The organism is Pseudomonas sp. BGI-2 (assembly GCF_004310295.1).
Lineage (GTDB): Bacteria > Pseudomonadota > Gammaproteobacteria > Pseudomonadales > Pseudomonadaceae > Aquipseudomonas.
The window spans coordinates 1-18,108 of the sequence record NZ_SISB01000020.1 but is presented as its reverse complement, the minus strand read 5'-3'; the positions used below and the strand labels follow the sequence as shown (position 1 = coordinate 18,108).

The window sequence follows — 18,108 nt, the reverse complement described above, 5'->3', positions numbered from 1 at the left end:
ATAAGGTGCGTTATTGAGCCCAACGCAATTGCGTAGGCAAGGGTGAAACAGGTTCCGGTGCCGGCGGTTCGCCGGGCAGTGACAGCACTCGATTGAGGACTTCGGTTTCCAGCGCCGCCAGCCGATGGGAGCCGCGGACCCGAGGGCGTAGCAACTCAACGTGCAGGTCGAGGCCTACTTCACCCTCTTCGATCAGGATCACCCGATCGGCAATCGCCACCGCTTCACTGACGTCGTGGGTGACCAGCAACACGGTGAAGCCGTGCTTCTGCCAGAGCCGTTCGATCAGTTGCTGCATTTCAATTCGGGTCAGGGCATCCAGCGCCCCCAGGGGTTCGTCGAGCAACAGCAAGCGCGGTTGATGAATCAGCGCGCGGGCCAGGGCTACGCGTTGCTTCTGGCCACCGGACAGCGCCGCAGGCCATTCATTGGCGCGATCCGCCAGGCCGACCGACTCCAACGCTTCCAGCGCTTGCGGCCGCCAGTTGCCCTTGAGCCCGAGACCGACGTTGTCGATGACTTTTTTCCACGGCAGCAAACGGGCTTCCTGGAACATCAACCGGGTGTCTTCCCGGGCATCGCTCAGCGGCGCGGAGCCTGCGAATAATTCACCACCCGTGGGTTTGTCGAGACCGGCGAGCAACCGCAGCAAGGTACTTTTGCCGCAACCACTGCGACCGACCACGGCGACAAACTGTCCGGCCGGAATGTGCAGGTCGATTTCGCGCAACACTTGCCGCGAACCGAAAGTCTTTTGCAGCTTGCGCACCACCAGCGGAATCCCGCGCAGCAGGCGTGGAGGTTGTTGAGCGGTCATGCGGCACCTCCTTTGGCAACCTGATACGCCGGATGCCAGCGCAGCCACACACGCTCAAGTCCGCGGGCCGCGAGGTCGGCGAGTTTGCCAAGCACCGCGTACAAAAGAATCGCCAGCACCACCACGTCAGTCTGCAAAAACTCCCGGGCATTCATCGCCAGATAACCGATGCCGGAGCTCGCGGAAATGGTTTCCGCCACGATCAGCGTCAGCCACATGAAGCCCAATGCGAAGCGCACGCCAACCAGAATCGAAGGCAACGCACCCGGCAGAATCACCTGACGAAACAGGCTGAAGCCGGACAAGCCATAACTGCGCGACATTTCCACCAACGCCGGATCGACGTTGCGGATGCCGTGATAGGTGTTCAGGTAGATCGGGAACAACGTGCCCAACGCCACCAGGAAAATCTTCGCCGACTCATCGATGCCGAACCACAGGATCACCAGTGGAATCAGCGCCAGATGCGGTACGTTGCGGATCATTTGCACCGAACTGTCGAGCAGGCGTTCGCCCCATTTCGACAGGCCGGTGATGAAGCCCAGAACCAGACCGATGCTGCCGCCGATGGTGAAACCCAGCGCAGCACGCCAGCCGCTGATCGCCAGGTGCGTCCAGATTTCGCCGCTGCGCACCAGGCTCACGCCGGCCTCGATGACGGCGATCGGCGCCGGCAGAATCCGTGTCGACAACCAGCCCGCCGACACCGACAACTGCCACACCGCCAGCAGCAGTACCGGCAACGCCCAGGGTGCGAGGCTGTGGATAATTTTCTTCATGGCGCGCCTCAGCTCTGCGACGCGGCTTTGGGAAGAATGTCGTTGGCGACCATCTCACCGAACGGGCTGACGTAGTTGGCGCCTTGGGGCAGCTCCGGACGTTCGATGTCGAGGTGCGGGAACAGCAACTCGGCGACCCGGTAAGACTCTTCCAGGTGCGGATAACCGGAGAAAATGAAGGTGTCGATGCCCAGGTCGGCGTATTCCTTCACGCGGGCAGCCACAGTTGGACCATCGCCCACCAGCGCCGTACCGGCACCGCCACGCACCAGGCCGACACCGGCCCACAGGTTGGGGCTGACTTCCAGGTTGTCACGGCTGCCGCCATGCAACGCGGCCATGCGTTGCTGGCCGACCGAATCGAATCGCGCCAGAGAAGCCTGGGCGCGGGAGATGGTTTCATCGTCGAGATGGGAGATCAGCCGATCCGCCGCTTGCCAGGCTTCGGCGTTGGTTTCGCGGACGATCACATGCAAGCGAATGCCGAAACGCACGGTGCGACCCAGCTTCGCGGCTTTGGCGCGCACTTGTTCAATCTTTTCGGCAACGGCGGCTGGTGGTTCGCCCCAGGTCAGGACCATTTCCACCTGCTCGGCCGCGAGGTCTTGCGCCGCTTCCGACGAGCCGCCGAAGTACAGCGGCGGACGCGGTTGCTGGATCGGCGGATAGAGCAACTTGGCACCCTTCACGCTGATGTGCTGACCGTCGTAATCAACGGTTTCGCCTTCCAGCACGCGGCGCCAGATGCGAGTGAACTCCACCGAGGCCTGATAGCGTTCTTCGTGAGTCAGGAACAAACCGTCGCCGGCCAATTCTTCCGGATCACCGCCGGTCACCAGGTTGAACAGCGCACGGCCGCCGGACAAGCGATCCAGTGTCGCCGCCTGACGCGCGGCCACCGTCGGGGAAATGATCCCGGGGCGCAGCGCGACAAGGAATTTCAACCGTTGGGTCACCGGGATCAGCGAAGCCGCCACCAGCCACGAGTCTTCGCACGAGCGGCCGGTAGGAATCAAAACCCCGCCGAAGCCCAGACGATCCGCCGCTTGGGCGATTTGTTGCAGGTAACCGTGGTCGACGGCGCGAGCGCCTTCGGCAGTGCCAAGGTAATGGCCGTCGCCGTGGGTAGGCAGGAACCAGAAAATATTGAGGCTCATGGAGTGGTCTCCTTGGGGAATCGAATTACTGCGCTTTGGCAACGGCTGCCGGTGGCGTCCAGATCACGTCTTTGATGCTCAACTGTTTCGGGATCAGCTTGAGCTGGTAGAAGCTGTCGGCGATTTTCTGTTGGGCGGCGACCGCTTCAGGCGTGAGGAACAGCGCGCCGTAGCCTTGGCGTTTCACCGAGGTCAAAGTGATGTCCGCTGGCAGGCCGAGCAGTGGCGACACCTGTTTGGTCACGTCTTCCGGGTTGGCCTTGGACCATTCACCGACGGCGCGCACTTCTTCCACGAGGGTCTTGATCACCTCAGGATTTTTCTGTGCGTAAGGCTTGGTGGCGAGGTAGAACTGATGGTTGTCGACGATGCCCTGGCCATCGCGCAGGGTGCGCGCTTGCAGCTGCTGTTCGGCGGCGGCCTGATACGGGTCCCAGATAACCCAGGCATCGACGCTGCGACGCTCGAATGCGGCGCGGGCATCGGCTGGCGGCAGAAAAACGGTCTGGATGTCGGTGTATTTGAGGCCGGCGTCTTCCAGCGCGCGGACCAGCAAGTAGTGGACGTTGGAGCCTTTGTTGAGCACGACTTTCTTGCCCTTGAGGTCCTGCACCGATTTAATCGGCGAGTCCTTCGGCACCAGGATCGCTTCGCTGTGTGGCGCTGGCGGTTCGTAGGCGACGTAGAGCAGATCGGCGCCGGCCGCTTGAGCGAATACTGGCGGGGTTTCGCCGGTGACGCCGAAGTCGATGGAGCCAACGTTCAGGCCTTCGAGCAGTTGCGGGCCGCCGGGGAATTCAGTCCATTGCACGTCCACGCCTTGGGCGGCGAGGCGTTTTTCGAGGGTGCCTTTAGCTTTGAGCAGCACCAGGGTGCCGTACTTTTGATAACCGATTCGTAGAACGCCTTCCTGGGTAGAAAGCGCTTGAGCTTGAGTAATGGCGCCGAAGGTTAAAGCCGCTGCAAACAGAGCGACCAGACCACGACGCAAAATGACAGTGCGCATGGCGCTCTCCTTTTTGCAGTTGGGTTTTGGCTGCACCTGCTTGGCCGTTGGCGGCTGAGTAAGGTGGAGTGAAGCAAATTCGGGTGAACCTCAAATGCTCCAGCGAGCACTCAACAAACGTTCATTCAACAGGTTCGGATCGAGCGGCTTGGGCCGTCGCGCCATGGCGCTGAAAAACAACTCCAGCGACTCGTTCAATCGTTGTTCCAGCTCCGGCGCCAACTGCGCCTGGATGCTGCCTTCGCCGTAAGCGATCTGACTGTCCACCGCGAAAATCCCATGGAGCATTTCCTGGGCTTTCAACGCCGACAGCACGGGCTTGAGCGCGTAATCCACCGCCAGCATGTGGGCGATGCTGCCGCCGGTGGCCATGGGCAAAACCACCTTGTGGTCCAACGCGCGCTCGGGCAGCAGGTCCAGCACGGTTTTCAGCGCGCCGGAAAACGACGCCTTGTAAACCGGGGTGGCGATCAGCAGGCCGTCGGCGTTTTCAATCTGTTGCAGCAGGTCGATCACCTTCGGGCTGTCGAAGCGTGCGTGCAGCAAGTCTTCGGCCGGGAAGTCCCGTACCTGGTAACTCACCACTTCCACACCCTGCGCTTGCAACCAACGTTGGGAGCGCTCCAGCAGCACCCCGGAACGGGAGCGCTGGCTGGGACTGCCACCGAGTGAGACGACCAGCATTCAGGCGATTCCTTGAACGGTGTTGGCGATTCGCGGTTTGCGATCTCGCTGTGATGGAAGTGACCTTAACAGGTGATTGTTATATCCATAAATCATATTTATTCATTTGGTTATGCGTTGTAGATCTATGCAAAACGGCTTTGACCAGGCAAAAAAATGGGCCGTAGAAACGGCCCGAAATCCCCTGCTTTATAGAATGTAAATTGCTGTCCTGTAGGAGCGAGGCTTGCCCGCGAAGGCGTCGTTAAAGCCACCATCAATGTCGGAAGTTATGGCCTCTTCGCGGGCAAGCCTCGCTCCTACAGGGGTGTATTACCAATTAACGATTCGGCTGCGGCGTCAGACGCAGGTACGGCTTCACCGCGCGATAGCCCTTGGGAAAGCGTTTCTTGATTTCGTCTTCGTCCTTGAGCGACGGCACGATCACCACTTCATCACCGTCCTGCCAGTTGGCCGGCGTGGCCACCTTATAGTTGTCGGTGAGTTGCAACGAGTCAATCACCCGCAGGATTTCGTGGAAATTGCGCCCGGTACTCGCCGGGTAGGTGATGGTCAACCGAACCTTTTTGTTCGGGTCGATCACAAACAGCGAGCGCACGGTCAGGGTGTCATTGGCGTTCGGGTGAATCAGGTCGTAGAGGTCCGAAACTTTGCGATCGGCATCCGCCAGGATCGGGAAGTTGACGACTGCGTTCTGGGTTTCATTGATGTCTTCGATCCACTTGTGGTGCGAGTCCACCGGGTCCACGGACAGGGCAATGGCTTTCACACCGCGATTGGCAAATTCATCCTTGAGCCTGGCGGTGAAGCCCAACTCGGTGGTGCACACCGGGGTGAAGTCCGCCGGATGGGAAAACAGCACGCCCCAGCTATCGCCCAGCCATTCGTGGAAACGGAGGGTGCCGGCGCTGGAATCCTGTTCGAAGTCGGGGGCGATATCGCCCAGTCTGAGGCTCATGGTGCTGCTCCTGGTGAGTGCTTGTTGAGGTCAACTGTGCCTGCGTTCCTTATGAATTAAAAAGAATAAATATCGATTTGTTTAGATCATAAGTGAATATTAAAAATCTGTTCACTGGACCTGCGGGCGCATCCCGAACAACATCGCCCACAAGGTTCGAGAAGGCCTTGAGTTGCTGCAAAGAGGGAAACTTTCAAGGCGGGATTACGGGGGTGACCTCGCCTTGAAAACGCAAAAGCCCCGCCCGGCGAGATGCCGGGCGGGGCTTTTTTTCTTCGGTTACGCGAGCGCTATTACAACAGCGGGATCGAGTAGCTGAGGATCAGGCGGTTTTCGTCCTGGGAGCGAACACCCGGGATGTTGGTGCGCCAGGTAGCGTTCTTCCACATGAAGCCAACGTTTTTCAGCGGGCCTTCTGGTACGACGTAACCGACAGTCAGGTCGCGTTCCCACTCGGTGCTGTTATTACCGGCTGCAGCGGTAGCGGTGCGGTTGGTGTCGATATCGTCGCCACGCAGATAAACCATACCGGCGGTCAAGCCAGGCACGCCGACTTTGGCGAAGTCGAACGAGTAGCGAGCTTGCCAGGTACGTTCGCCGGCACGGCCGAACTTCTGGATTTGCATGTCGGTGATGGTGTAGTTCGACGAGCCATCGCCCTGGTTCAGCCAAGGGAAGTCGCTGCTACCGTTGCTGACCTGATAACCACCACCAAAGGTGTGACCGGCAACGGAGTACAGGAACAGGCCGCTGTACAGGTTGTTGTCGACCTTGCCTTTACCATTGGAGGTGCTGCTGTAGTTGCCGGAGCTGTAGTACAGCGGGTCGTGCCCGTTAGCGCCGTCATCAGAGCTGTTGAAGTAGCGCAAGTCAGACTTCAACACGCCCGGGCCGATTGCCCAGTTGTGCACCAGACCCAGGAAGTGTTGCTTGTAGAAGTCTTCCAGGTTGCCGTAGTAATACTGCGCGGTCAGGTCTTTAGTGATTTTGTAGTCACCACCGGCATAGATGAACTTGTTGCTGTCGCGACCGCTGGCGGTACGAGCGTTGGCACCGCCGATGCTCAGCTGTTCATTGTTGCTGGAGTTTCGCCCTTTCACGGCTTCGATCTGACCGCCGACCAGAGTCAGGTCCTTGATCTCGCCGGAAGTGATCTGACCACCCTGCCAGGTTTGTGGTAGCAGACGACCGTCGTTGGTCACGATAACCGGGTTTTTTGGCTGCAACGTGCCCAGTTTCAGCTCGGTCTGGGAGATCTTGGCTTTTGCAGTCAGGCCCAGGCTGGAGAAGTTATCAACTGCTTCGCCGTTGGATTTGCTTGGGAAAACAGTGCCGCCGTACGAGTTATTGCTGGCACCGTTGGTACCGCCGCCCGAATCCAGACGCACGCCCAGCAGGCCGATCGCATCGATACCGAAACCGACAGTGCCTTGGGTGTAACCGGAGATGAAGCGCAGATCGAAGCCTTGGCCCCATTCTTCGTTCTTGTTCGCGCCCGGACCATCACGGTTATCGGTGTTGATGTAGAAGTTACGCAGACCCAGAGTGGCCTTGCTGTCTTCGATGAAACCGGCGGCGCTTGCCTGCTGCGCCAAAACCCCTACGGCCACAGCCAGGGCCAAGGTGGACTTGTTCATTTGTTTCGCTCCTATCGTTTCTAATACTTGTGTTCCTGGTCCTGGGTCGAATGCCCTGGATCCTAAGACGCGCAATTTTTGCCGAACTCTCTAGCCCGGTCGCTTTGGCCGCGCAGGATACATCTTCATAAAGCCAAAAAGAATTTTGTCATTCTTTTTCATAGCGTTTCGGAATATGCCTGCGCAGCGCAGATCCGAGGTATCGGCTACAAATCCGATTCCTGAACCTGTTCTTCTAACGGTGATTATTTTGCTTAGCGCCGGGTCTTTTGATGAATACCGGACGGGGCCTACTTTAGGCGCTCGCAAAAAAAAACCAAAAAGAATAATAAATACGCATTAGTGTTGTTTTTGGAATATACAGAAACAAAAAAAAGCCTTGCCGACCGGCAAGGCTTTTTCTGACGACATTTGTTACATGAAGCTGTAGGTGTAGTTGAAGATCAGACGGGTCTGATCCTGATCAAGGGTGCTGGTGTTGCCGCGATACATACCGTGACGCAGCGTCGTGCCAAACCCTTTAAGCGGACCCGCTTGAATCACGTAATCCACACGCAGGTCGGTTTCCCGCTCGTTCAGGTCCTTACCCACACCGTTGGTGGCCTTGATGTCCTGGCCATACAAGTAAGCAGCCGAAGCTTTCAAGCCTGGCACACCCAACGAAGCGAAGTCATAGGAATACTGGCCATACGAGGTATTTTCACCGGCACGGATAAAGCTGCCGACCGTGGCGTCGGTGAACGAGTAGAAGCTGGCGCCGCCAGCACCTTCGTTTCGCCCTCTACCGTCAACCACGTTGCCCTGGTTCAGGAAAACGAAGCCGCCGTCATCGCTGACACGCTGATGCCCGAGCAGAAACGCGCTGCCACCCAGGGTATAGGTGAATGTGGCGCTCCAGGTCTTGTTATCGACCACGCCCCTTTCCTTGGCGTAGCCGCTGTTGTTGTTGAACTGGTAGCCGGCGTCGCCGTTCTTGCCGTCGGAGCTGCTGTCAAAGTAACGAAGATCGGTCTTGAACGACTGGTTGGGAGCGATCGGGTAGACGTGCACCAGGCCGAGGAAGTTCTGCTTGTAGTAGTTTTCCAGGTTCGCGTAGTAGTACTGCAGCGTCAGCTCTTTGGTGACCGCCCAGTCTGCACCGGCGTAGCGGAACTGGTTACTGTCCTCTGTGCCACCCGCCACGGCCAGGCCAGTGCTGTTGGAGGATGCCCGACCTGTCGCGTGCTCCAACTGACCTACGTTAAAGGTGAAGTTGTCGATTTCCTTCGAGGTGATGGTGCCACCTTCAAAGGTCTGTGGCAGCACGCGGCTGTCGTTCGCAATCAGGATCGGCATGTTTGGTTGCAGAGCGCCACCGTAGTGGGCCTCTGTCTTCGAGAATCGTGCCTTGACGTTGCCCGCCACACGGCTCCATGAACTCTCTGCCGAACCATCGGAATCGCTAGGGTTGAAGGAGTTATTGTCCGGGTGATGGCCCTTGCCACCGTCCAGATGGATACCGACCATTGCCTGGGCGTCGAAACCGAAACCTACGACACCTTGAGTGAAGCCCGACCGGTAATCGAACTTCAGACCCTCAGCAGTCTCTCGCTGCCGGTTAGCTGGCGTCTTGGCGCCTTCACGGACATCGGCGTCGAAATAATAGGTGCGCGAGCTTACGGAAGCCTTGCTGTCTTCGATGAAACCGGCGGCGCCTGCCTGCTGCGCCAAAACCCCTACAGCCACGGCCAAGGCCAAGGTCGACTTGTTCATTGCTTCACTCCTCTCGATTCTAATTCTTGTATTCCTGGCCCGGAGTCAATGCCCCAGATCCTAAGATGCGCGATTAGCGCCAGACCGTGACTCACAAGTCAATCGTAACTATGTGTGTCTACGACCATGGTCTAATCCCCGGTTTTTTGGTCCTTGCGGGGTCATGAGTTCGTCATAAACCCAAAAAGAATGGGTCAGTTCTTTTTCCAAACCTTTCAGGAATACGCTCATCGTCCCGCGCCAGAGCGGTCGCCTCACAAGCTAATTCCTAAAAGGTATTTTTTAGCCTTTTTTTAGATCGATTAGCGTTGACGCAAATCGGAAACAATCCCCTACCCAAAGGCGATGCCATGACGACCAAACGCGCACTATCCAGACCATTTGTTACAGTTTGTGTATCGCTTGTACTTTCTGTTTCCGCTCACGCGGCGAACCTCACCGTCGGTTATCAAACCGGGATCGATCCGAGCAAAGTCCCCCAGGCCGACGGTGTTTACGAAAAGACCATCGGCGAGAAAATCGACTGGCGTCGTTTCAACAGCGGCCCGGAAGTGGTGACCGCCATTGCGTCCGGCGACGTGCAGATCGGCAACCTTGGTTCAAGCCCGCTCGCAGCGGCCGCTTCGCGCAATCTGCCGATTGTTGCGTTCATCGTTTCCGCACAGATCAACGCCGCCGAAGCGCTGGTGGTGCGTAACGGCAGCGGCATCGACAAACCGGAAGATCTGATCGGCAAGACGATCGCCACTCCGTTCGTTTCAACCTCCCATTACAGTCTGCTCGGCGCGCTGAAGCACTGGGGCCTGGACGCCTCGAAAGTCAAAGTGGTGAACCTGCAACCGGCGGAAATTGCTGCCGCCTGGAAGCGTGGCGACATCGATGGCGCGTTTGTCTGGTCGCCGGCACTTGGGGAAGTTCGCAAGACAGGCAAGACCTTGACCGACGCGGCACAGGTGGGTCAGTGGGGCGCGCCGACGTTCGAGGTATGGGTTGCACGTAAGGATTACGCCGAGAAGCATCCGGACGTTGTGGCCAAATTCGCCAAGGTCACCCTGGACTCGTTCGCCGACTATGCCGCGCATAAAGACAGCTGGACCGCTGACTCGGTGCCGGTACAGAAAATCGCCAAATTGACCGGTGCCAATGCGGCTGATGTGCCCGAACTGCTGACCGGCTCAGCGTTCCCGGATGCCAAAGCCCAACAGACCACCGCGCTGCTGGACGGCGGCACGGCCAAGGCGATTGGCGAGACGGCGAAGTTCTTGAAGGAGCAAGGGAAGGTGGAGACAGTGCTGCCGGATTATTCGGCGTATGTCAGCGCGAAATTCGTCACTGAATAACACCGCCATTCTTTGTAGGAGCGAGGCTTGCCCGCGAAGGCGTCGTCACAGCCACCATCAGTGTTGGATGTGATGGCCTCTTCGCGGGCAAGCCTCGCTCCTACAGGGTCCGTGTGTTCAGAGGGTTTTTTCGAAGATCTTCGAATTACGCTGATAGTTGTACAGCGACGCCCGCGCCGACGGCAGGCGCTCAACGCTGCTCGGCACAAACCCACGCTCACGGAACCAGTGAGCGGTCCGGGTCGTCAGCACGAACAAGGTTTTCAAGCCCTGGGCCCGGGCGCGGGTTTCGATGCGCTCCAGCAGCTCATCACCACGACCGCCATGGCGGTAGTCCGGGTTCACCGCCAGACACGCCAACTCCCCAGCATCCGAATCAGCAATCTGATACAGCGCCGCACAGGCGATGATCATGCCTTCGCGTTCGACCACACTGAACTGTTCGATCTCACGCTCCAGCACCTCACGGGAACGCCGCACCAGAATGCCCTGCTCTTCCAGCGGGCTGATCAAATCCAGCAAACCACCGACATCTTCAATGGCCGCTTCGCGCACAATCTCGAATTGCTCCTGGGCCACCAGCGTACCGCCACCGTCCCGTGTGAACAGTTCGGTCAACAGCGCGCCGTCTTCGGCGTAGCTGACGATATGGCTGCGTGCAACACCGCCGCGGCAAGCTTCGGCCGCCGCATCCAGCAGTTCCGCCTGATAGTTGCTGCCCAAGCGTTGCAAATGCGCCGGTACTTGTTGCGGGCGCAACTCACGAACCAGCCGACCGTTTTCATCGATCAAGCCAAGGTCAGCGCCAAACAGAAGAAGCTTGTCTGCACCCAGGTCGATGGCCGCGCGCGTGGCGACGTCTTCGCAGGCAAGGTTGAAGATCTCACCGGTCGGCGAGTAGCCCAACGGCGACAGCAGCACGATGGAGCGCTCATCCAGCAGACGGTTGATGCCCTTGCGGTCGACCCGGCGCACTTCGCCGGTGTGGTGATAGTCGACGCCTTCCAGCACGCCGATCGGCCGCGCCGTTACCAAATTGCCGCCGGCGACCCGCAGACGCGAGCCCTGCATCGGCGATGAGGCCATGTCCATGGACAGCCGCGCTTCGATGGCGATGCGCAACTGGCCGACCGCATCGATCACACACTCAAGGGTCGCGGCATCGGTAATGCGCATCCCGTGGTGGTAATGCGGCGTCAGGCCGCGCGCGGCGAGACGAGTCTCGATTTGCGGACGCGAACCGTGAACCAGCACCAGTCGCACACCGAGGCTGTGCAACAGCACCAGGTCGTGGACGATATTGCCGAAGTTCGGATGCTCCACGCCGTCGCCGGGCAGCATGACGACAAAGGTGCAATCACGGTGGGCGTTGATGTAAGGCGAAGCGTGGCGAAGCCAATTAACGTATTCGGGCATGAACCTGGGCCTGTAATAAATAGCAGCCAAAAAATGGGCGAAACTGAAAACGCACAGCGGGCTGATGGTTATCGTCGGAACAGGCTTGGCGACACGCGCGCTCTCCTCATGAATACGGGTTGGGACACTGGCAATTTATACGGTTTACTCAGCTACGCCACTGAACCTGTGGGAGCGGGCTTGCTCGCGAAGGCGGTGTGACAGTCGACGCTGATGGTGACTGATACAACGCATTCGCGAGCAAGCCCGCTCCCACATGGACTGTGCTCAACTTTCTGACATTGGCATTTTGGCCGGCGTCAGGCAGTAATGCTCAATCAGTTGTCGTAATAGATGCACCGTAGGCTGCAAACGTGACATTTCGAGGTATTCCCCCGGTTGGTGCGCACAGGCGATATCGCCCGGACCCAGCACCAGTGTTTCACAGCCAAGACGCTGAAGATAAGGCGCTTCGGTGCCGAACGCCACTGCTTCGGCGCGATGACCAGTGAGCTTTTCCGCGACCCGGACCAATTCGGCGTCCTCGGCTTGCTCAAACGGCGGCACTTCGGGGAACAGCGGCGCGTAATCGATCTTCACCTGATGCCACTCGGCAATGGGTTTGAGCTTCTGCAGAATCTGCGCGCGCAGAACATTGGGGTCCATGCCTGGCAACGGGCGCAGATCAAACTCCAGCGAACACTGGCCGCAAATGCGGTTGGGGTTATCGCCACCATGGATGCAGCCGAAATTCAGGGTCGGCGTCGGTACGCCGAACTGCGGATTGCGAAACTCGCGCTGCCACTGCAGGCGCAAACCGCGCAGTTCGCCGATGGCATCGTGCATGGCTTCGAGGGCACTGTGGCCAAGGCGCGGGTCCGAGGAGTGGCCGCTCTGACCGAGTATGTCGATGCGCTCCATCATGATGCCTTTGTGCATGCGGATCGGCTTTAACCCGGTCGGCTCGCCAATCACCGCCGCGCGCCCCAGCGGACGTCCGGCTTCGGCCAAGGCGCGAGCGCCGGACATCGAGCTTTCTTCATCACAGGTAGCGAGGATCAGCAGCGGTTGTTTGAACGGTTGGTCGAGCAGAGGAATGACGGCTTCGATGGCCAGGGCGAAAAAACCCTTCATGTCGCAACTGCCCAAGCCCACCCAGCGGCCATCGACTTCAGTCAGCTTCAGCGGGTCGGTCTGCCACAACGCGCCATCGAACGGCACCGTATCGCTATGACCGGCCAGCACCAGGCCACCGGGGCCGGAACCGAAACTGGCCAGCAAGTTGAACTTGCCGGGGCTGACTTGCTGGATGTCGCAGGCGAAACCCAGGTCACCGAGCCACGTCGCCAACAAGTCAATGACCGGACGATTGGATTGATCAAGGCTGGGCTGGGTACAACTGACCGACGGCGCGGCAATCAGCGCAGCGAACTGATCTTTCATGGACGGCAAAGGCATCGCTGACTCCCAACTCGCGAATTGAAGACCATCATAGAGCCATCCAGTGACAGGAATAAACCGCCGCGGCACGTAGGACTGATGAGTCCTGTACACTGCACGACCTTGGCAGCCACACATTCCCCCGGCTGCGCTCCCGATCCTGGATTTTCCGGCCATGCAGAAAGAAACCGAAATCAAACTCCGCGTCAGCCGCGAAACCCTCGCTGCTCTGCGCGAGCACCCGCTCCTGAAAAAACGCAACAAAAGTGGCTGGGAACGCCGTGAGTTGATGAACCAGTACTTCGACACGCCTGAGCGCGACCTGGCCCGCGCCAAGGTTGCCCTGCGCCTGCGCAAGGATGGCGAGGAAGTGATTCAAACCCTCAAGACCCGTGGCCAGAGCGTCGCCGGTCTGTCCGAGCGTAACGAATACGACTGGAACGTGCCCAAAGCCAAGCTCGACGTGAAAAAACTCGACGGCGAATGCTGGCCAGAAGAATTGGCCGAGCTGGACAAGAAAACCCTGAAACCGATCTTCACTACCGATTTTGTTCGCGAACGCGCCGAAATCGCTTGGGGCCGCGGCAAGACCAAGGTGGTCATCGAGGCTGCGCTGGACCTGGGCCACGTGGTGGTCGGCAAGCAGAAAGAAGAAATCTGCGAGCTGGAACTGGAACTGCGCGAAGGCGAGCCGGCTGCCCTGCTGGAACTGGCCGCCGAACTGGCCGCGACCCTGGCCCTGATGCCGTGTGACATCAGCAAGGCCGAGCGTGGTTATCGTTTGTACGACGCCAACAGCTATTCGTTGAGCCTGCCGGCGCCGCAAATCACTGCCGAAACGCCGCTGGATGATGCGTTCGCAGCGCTGAGCTGGCATTTGCTGAGCAGCAGCCAGCGCCTGGCTGAGCAGTATCGTTTCAACGGCCACTGGCGGTTGTTGCTGGACTGGGTCGAGAACCTGGCGGAATTGCGCGCATTGCTCAGTAGCCTGGGTCAAGCCGCGCCGCGTCAGTCGACCCACGATCTGCGCGTGGCACTGGATGCCTTGCTTGAAGACTGGCGTCCACTGGTGCAAGCCGGTATCGACGACGAAGACGTGCGCAAAGCCGCGCCGGAGCAGTTCCTCGAAGAACTGGAAGACCCGCGTTGGGGCGTTTTCTCGCTGAACACTTCGCGTTGGTTGCTGGCTCGCACCTGGGCGGCTGATCGTAACGTGCGTGGCAATCGCCAGGGCGCTGCGCAATTGGGTAGCTGGTTGCCGCGTTTGCTGGGTGAAGAAGCGACGTCCCTGCAATTGCAGCGTTATCAGCAACAGCCGGAAGATCTGGCCGAGCAACTGCCGCGCATCGAGCGCATTCAGGCCTGGCTGCACCATGCCCGTGGCGTGCTGGACATCCCGGAAATGGATCGCCTGTACGGTGAGTTGAAGCAACTGGCGCAACTGGCTAACGAGCCGATCACCGATGAATCGCTGGATGCGCGCAAGCAGCAGGCGATTGCGGTTTATCAGAATCGTGCCTGGAAAATGCTGCTGCGTATGTAAGATCGACTTCGCGGGCAAGCCTCGCTCCTACAGGATTTACGCAACCCCCTGTAGGAGCGAGGCTTGCCCGCGAAGAGGCCCAAACATTCACCACAAAATCTCAGACCGGCAAACTCGTCGTCGACTTGATTTCCGACAACGCCACAATCGAATTCACTTCCTGAATCCCCGGCACCATCGACAGCTTCTCAAAGAAAAACCGCTCATACGCCTCGATGTCCGCCGTGACAATCCGCAGCAAGAAATCCACCGACCCCATCAACACATAACACTCCAGCACTTCGGGAAAGCCGCGAATCGCCTCGGTGAACTCGGTGAAGTTCGAGCGCCCGTGCGCGTTGAGTTTGATCTCGGCGAAGATCTGCGTGTTAAGCCCGATCTTCTTCCGGTCAAGCAACGTCACCTGACCGCGAATGATCCCCTCCTCCTTCATCCGCTGAATACGCCGCCAGCACGGCGACTGCGAAAGCCCCACCTGTTCGGCGATCTGCGCACTGGAGAGCGAAGCGTCCTCTTGCAGCAACGCCAGAATCTTGCGGTCGTAGCCATCCAGCTCGTTTTGCATAAATAATCCCGTGATTGATAGCCAGCCGAATCAAACCATTCGAAAACCAGGCAATAAGCCCAATCATAGATAAGAAATGCCCCGTGCCGAATGTAAAAATTCCTCCATTGATTTGGAGACCGACGATGCCGCACCTGGAAGCTGTGAACACCTCACCCATCCGCGCCGATGTCTGGAACGCCGGCAACGCTCACTGCCGCGTTCATTACCAACTGCTGGCCGAAGCCGAGCCAGACCTGCTGTGCCGGGCGCTCAACTTTTTCGCTTTACAGTTTCTGACGCCGCAATGGGTCAATGCGCAGCGGATGGACGATTTGATGTCGATCGACATCGTCATGGACGGACTGAGCTGGCATCGAGCCGAAGTGATTGCGGAAAAATTACGTAACCTGATCAGCGTGTGTTCGGTCGAGCTGCAAGCGGCTGATTCCATGCGGGATGCACCGGCTCAGGCGGCAGGCTGACAAACCTCGACACGGCTTCGTCGGGTAGTGGCCCAACGGTCGGCGGGTCCGCGACTATCCTTTGCGAACTGTTGTTCATGAGGAGCCCGCATGTCCGTTCAACTTGCCATTCAGGACCGCTGGCTGGATCTCAATGATTTGCTGCGTGAACTGGTCGCCCAGGGCTTTATCAGCCAGGACTCGGCCGAACACGCGCTCAATGCCCGTCGCCGGCATGCCGCCAATGGCCAGATGCATCCACTGGAATTCATCGCCAGCCAACACCTGGACGACCTCAGCCGTCCCGGTAAACATCTCGATCTGGAAAGCCTGACCCTGTGGCTGTCGCAACAGGCCGGTCAGCCTTACCTGCGTATCGATCCACTGAAAATCAACGTTGCGGCTATTACGCCGCTGATGTCCTACGCCTTCGCCCAACGCCACAAGATTCTGGCGGTGTCCGTCGACCGCGACGCAGTGACCGTGGCCAGCGCCCAGCCATACGTCAACGGTTGGGAAGCTGACCTGACCCACGTGTTGAAGCTACCCATCAAACGCGTCGTGGCCAACCCGGTGGACATCCAGCGCTTCAGCGTCGAGTTTTTCCGGTTGGCCAAATCGGTCAGCGGTGCGACCAATGCCGATCAGCAAACCAATACCCTGGGCAACTTCGAACAGCTGCTCAACCTCGGCGCCAGCGATCAGGAACCGGACGCCAACGACGCGCACATCGTCAACATCGTCGACTGGCTGTTCCAGTACGCCTTCCAGCAGCGCGCCAGTGATATCCACATCGAACCCCGGCGCGAGCAAGGCACGGTGCGTTTTCGCATCGACGGCGTGCTGCACAACGTCTATCAATTCCCGCCGCAGGTGACCATGGCGATCGTCAGCCGCCTGAAAAGCCTCGGGCGGATGAACGTTGCGGAAAAGCGCAAACCCCAGGACGGTCGGGTGAAAACCAAGACCCCTGACGGCGGCGAAGTCGAGCTGCGGCTGTCGACATTGCCGACGGCCTTCGGCGAAAAAATGGTCATGCGGATTTTCGACCCGGAGGTGTTGCTCAAGGATTTCGATCAGTTGGGTTTCTCCGCCGAAGACCTGCGCCGCTGGCAGGACATGACGAGCCAGCCCAATGGCATCATTCTGGTGACCGGGCCCACGGGTTCGGGGAAAACCACCACGCTTTACACCACGCTCAAGAAACTGGCGACACCTGAGATCAACCTCTGCACCATCGAGGACCCGATAGAAATGGTCGAGCCGGCGTTCAACCAGATGCAGGTCCAGCACAACATCGACCTGACCTTCGCCGCCGGTGTCCGCGCGCTGATGCGACAGGATCCGGACATCATCATGATCGGCGAGATCCGCGACCTCGAAACCGCGGAAATGGCGATCCAGGCCGCGCTCACTGGCCACTTGGTACTTTCGACCTTGCACACCAACGATGCGCCCAGCGCCATCAGCCGCCTGCTCGAACTCGGCGTGCCGCATTACCTGATCAAAGCCACGGTGCTAGGCGTCATGGCTCAACGACTGGTGCGCACGTTGTGCCCGCACTGCAAGGCACCGCTGACATTGGGTGAAGAAGACTGGCAAACCCTGACCAAACCCTGGCAAGCGCCTCTACCAACCAACGCCCAGCGCGCTATCGGCTGTCTGGAATGCCGCGACACCGGCTATCGCGGCCGCGCCGGGGTGTACGAAATCATGCAGCTGACTGACGGTGTCAAAGCGCTCATCAATCCCGACACCGATTTGCTGGCGGTGCGGCGTCAGGCGTTCAAGGAAGGCATGCGCAGTTTGCGGCTGTCGGGGGCGCAGAAAGTGGCGGCCGGTTTGACGACCATTGAGGAGGTATTGCGAGTGACGCCGCAGAGCGAACAAAAGTAGGCGCGGCCATCACGGAACTGGATTGGGGAAACGGCGATCAAAGCCCGTAGTTAACCAGTGGAGTCACCCATTATGCGTCTCAAACTTGCTGTCGCTACCATCGCCTTGTTGTCCCTTCCTGTTGGTTCGGCGATGGCCGATAGCTTTTGGCGTAACGTCATTTCTTCCGGTGCGACCACCGGCTCGACTTACCTGACCTTCAAGGATCACAAGCTGATCGTGGCCGCGCAGGACGATGCCGGCAGCTTCGTCGCCAGTGACGGCGGCATCCGCGGTCCATACCTGGAGGCTGCGATGCAGAAAGTCCGTGCCGACAATCCGGGCCTGCAGGCGACGGATATGGAACTGGCGAACGCGATCCTGGCGAAGAATGCCGTTGCTTCGGAATAAGCTTCTCAGCTGAATGAAAATGCCGCTCACATGAGCGGCATTTTTTATGTCCCGACACAAACCCCTGTAGGAGCGAGCGGGCGGCGATCCGACTTGCCCGCGAAAGCGATATAACATTCAACATTTACGTCAACTGACATATCGCCTTCGCGGGCAAGTCGGATCGCCGCCCGCTCGCTCCTTGTATGTTGACCCTGATTCCAACGAGAGAGGTTACGCTTAAGGATTCATACAACAGCAAGTGCGTTTCTGGGGGAGGCCGATCGCTCCTGAAGGCAGGATTTGCTCCTGACCTTGTCTGTAGAG

Annotated in this window: 16 protein-coding genes; 5 read left to right on the top strand and 11 right to left on the bottom strand. The window is 58.9% G+C overall.

The annotated features are described in order from the left end of the window. Positions 1-10 precede the first annotated feature (10 nt). From ssuB to EYC95_RS14915, 8 genes are all read right to left on the bottom strand, one after another. Positions 11-817 carry an aliphatic sulfonates ABC transporter ATP-binding protein gene (ssuB, locus tag EYC95_RS14950; RefSeq protein ID WP_131061042.1) on the bottom strand — a complete coding sequence of 269 codons (807 nt, stop codon included), beginning with the start codon at positions 815-817 and terminating at the stop codon, positions 11-13. Further along, entirely contained in the window at positions 814-1,596 is a 783-nt protein-coding gene (gene ssuC / locus EYC95_RS14945) for an aliphatic sulfonate ABC transporter permease SsuC (RefSeq protein WP_131061041.1), read from the bottom strand. The genes ssuB and ssuC overlap by 4 nt, the downstream gene beginning before the upstream one ends. A gap of 8 nt (positions 1,597-1,604) precedes the next feature. Continuing rightward, a complete protein-coding gene (ssuD, locus tag EYC95_RS14940; RefSeq protein ID WP_131061040.1) occupies positions 1,605-2,753 on the bottom strand; it encodes an FMNH2-dependent alkanesulfonate monooxygenase in 1,149 nt (382 codons plus the stop codon). Positions 2,754-2,778: 25 nt separating this feature from the next. Then, positions 2,779-3,759: a sulfonate ABC transporter substrate-binding protein gene (locus tag EYC95_RS14935; RefSeq protein ID WP_131061039.1), complete on the bottom strand. Its 981-nt coding sequence runs from the start codon at positions 3,757-3,759 to the stop codon at positions 2,779-2,781. Between the two features lie 90 nt (positions 3,760-3,849). Further along, complete coding sequence (gene ssuE, locus EYC95_RS14930) at positions 3,850-4,443, bottom strand: NADPH-dependent FMN reductase (protein WP_131061038.1); 594 nt, start codon at positions 4,441-4,443, stop codon at positions 3,850-3,852. A 319-nt stretch (positions 4,444-4,762) separates the two neighbouring features. Beyond that, a complete protein-coding gene (locus EYC95_RS14925; protein ID WP_131061037.1) occupies positions 4,763-5,401 on the bottom strand; it encodes a peroxiredoxin in 639 nt (212 codons plus the stop codon). Positions 5,402-5,694: 293 nt separating this feature from the next. Then, positions 5,695-7,038 carry an OprD family porin gene (locus tag EYC95_RS14920; RefSeq protein ID WP_131061036.1) on the bottom strand — a complete coding sequence of 448 codons (1,344 nt, stop codon included), beginning with the start codon at positions 7,036-7,038 and terminating at the stop codon, positions 5,695-5,697. Between the two features lie 414 nt (positions 7,039-7,452). Continuing rightward, the gene (locus EYC95_RS14915; protein WP_131061035.1) at positions 7,453-8,790 is read right to left on the bottom strand and encodes an OprD family outer membrane porin; all 1,338 of its coding nucleotides are present in this window, start codon (positions 8,788-8,790) and stop codon (positions 7,453-7,455) included. 350 nt (positions 8,791-9,140) lie between these two features. Between EYC95_RS14915 and tauA the strand changes: the two genes are divergently transcribed. Further along, positions 9,141-10,130 carry a taurine ABC transporter substrate-binding protein gene (tauA, locus tag EYC95_RS14910; protein WP_131061034.1) on the top strand — a complete coding sequence of 330 codons (990 nt, stop codon included), beginning with the start codon at positions 9,141-9,143 and terminating at the stop codon, positions 10,128-10,130. 117 nt (positions 10,131-10,247) lie between these two features. Here the strand turns inward: tauA and argA are convergent, their stop codons facing one another. Beyond that, on the bottom strand, positions 10,248-11,546 hold the full coding sequence (gene argA, locus EYC95_RS14905) for an amino-acid N-acetyltransferase (protein WP_131061033.1): 1,299 nt from the start codon (positions 11,544-11,546) through the stop codon (positions 10,248-10,250). Between the two features lie 267 nt (positions 11,547-11,813). Next, positions 11,814-12,983, bottom strand: coding sequence for an acetylornithine deacetylase (gene argE, locus EYC95_RS14900; RefSeq protein ID WP_131061032.1), 1,170 nt, complete (start codon positions 12,981-12,983; stop codon positions 11,814-11,816). Between the two features lie 157 nt (positions 12,984-13,140). Here argE and EYC95_RS14895 point away from each other — a divergent pair, with 157 nt between their 5' ends. Then, positions 13,141-14,508, top strand: a complete 1,368-nt coding sequence (locus tag EYC95_RS14895) for an inorganic triphosphatase (RefSeq protein ID WP_131061031.1) — start codon at positions 13,141-13,143, stop codon at positions 14,506-14,508. Between the two features lie 100 nt (positions 14,509-14,608). Here the strand turns inward: EYC95_RS14895 and EYC95_RS14890 are convergent, their stop codons facing one another. Further along, entirely contained in the window at positions 14,609-15,073 is a 465-nt protein-coding gene (locus EYC95_RS14890; protein WP_131061030.1) for an Lrp/AsnC family transcriptional regulator, read from the bottom strand. A gap of 125 nt (positions 15,074-15,198) precedes the next feature. Here EYC95_RS14890 and EYC95_RS14885 point away from each other — a divergent pair, with 125 nt between their 5' ends. The 3 genes from EYC95_RS14885 (at position 15,199) to EYC95_RS14875 (ending at position 17,802) form a co-directional block, all read left to right on the top strand. Next, complete coding sequence (locus EYC95_RS14885) at positions 15,199-15,537, top strand: hypothetical protein (RefSeq protein ID WP_131061029.1); 339 nt, start codon at positions 15,199-15,201, stop codon at positions 15,535-15,537. 90 nt (positions 15,538-15,627) lie between these two features. Further along, positions 15,628-17,412, top strand: a complete 1,785-nt coding sequence (locus EYC95_RS14880) for a GspE/PulE family protein (protein ID WP_131061028.1) — start codon at positions 15,628-15,630, stop codon at positions 17,410-17,412. Between the two features lie 69 nt (positions 17,413-17,481). Beyond that, complete coding sequence (locus tag EYC95_RS14875; protein ID WP_169857239.1) at positions 17,482-17,802, top strand: DUF2388 domain-containing protein; 321 nt, start codon at positions 17,482-17,484, stop codon at positions 17,800-17,802. Positions 17,803-18,108 lie beyond the last annotated feature (306 nt).

Coding starts and splice junctions, on each gene's coding strand:
- EYC95_RS14915 (WP_131061035.1), bottom strand. CDS start 8,790: ATGAACAAGTCGACCTTGGCCTTGGCCGTGGCTGTAGGGGTTTTGGCG.
- EYC95_RS14920 (WP_131061036.1), bottom strand. CDS start 7,038: ATGAACAAGTCCACCTTGGCCCTGGCTGTGGCCGTAGGGGTTTTGGCG.
- EYC95_RS14935 (WP_131061039.1), bottom strand. CDS start 3,759: ATGCGCACTGTCATTTTGCGTCGTGGTCTGGTCGCTCTGTTTGCAGCG.
- EYC95_RS14925 (WP_131061037.1), bottom strand. CDS start 5,401: ATGAGCCTCAGACTGGGCGATATCGCCCCCGACTTCGAACAGGATTCC.
- EYC95_RS14890 (WP_131061030.1), bottom strand. CDS start 15,073: ATGCAAAACGAGCTGGATGGCTACGACCGCAAGATTCTGGCGTTGCTG.
- ssuD (WP_131061040.1), bottom strand. CDS start 2,753: ATGAGCCTCAATATTTTCTGGTTCCTGCCTACCCACGGCGACGGCCAT.
- EYC95_RS14885 (WP_131061029.1), top strand. CDS start 15,199: ATGCCGCACCTGGAAGCTGTGAACACCTCACCCATCCGCGCCGATGTC.
- argE (WP_131061032.1), bottom strand. CDS start 12,983: ATGCCTTTGCCGTCCATGAAAGATCAGTTCGCTGCGCTGATTGCCGCG.
- ssuE (WP_131061038.1), bottom strand. CDS start 4,443: ATGCTGGTCGTCTCACTCGGTGGCAGTCCCAGCCAGCGCTCCCGTTCC.
- ssuB (WP_131061042.1), bottom strand. CDS start 817: ATGACCGCTCAACAACCTCCACGCCTGCTGCGCGGGATTCCGCTGGTG.
- tauA (WP_131061034.1), top strand. CDS start 9,141: ATGACGACCAAACGCGCACTATCCAGACCATTTGTTACAGTTTGTGTA.
- EYC95_RS14880 (WP_131061028.1), top strand. CDS start 15,628: ATGTCCGTTCAACTTGCCATTCAGGACCGCTGGCTGGATCTCAATGAT.
- ssuC (WP_131061041.1), bottom strand. CDS start 1,596: ATGAAGAAAATTATCCACAGCCTCGCACCCTGGGCGTTGCCGGTACTG.
- argA (WP_131061033.1), bottom strand. CDS start 11,546: ATGCCCGAATACGTTAATTGGCTTCGCCACGCTTCGCCTTACATCAAC.
- EYC95_RS14895 (WP_131061031.1), top strand. CDS start 13,141: ATGCAGAAAGAAACCGAAATCAAACTCCGCGTCAGCCGCGAAACCCTC.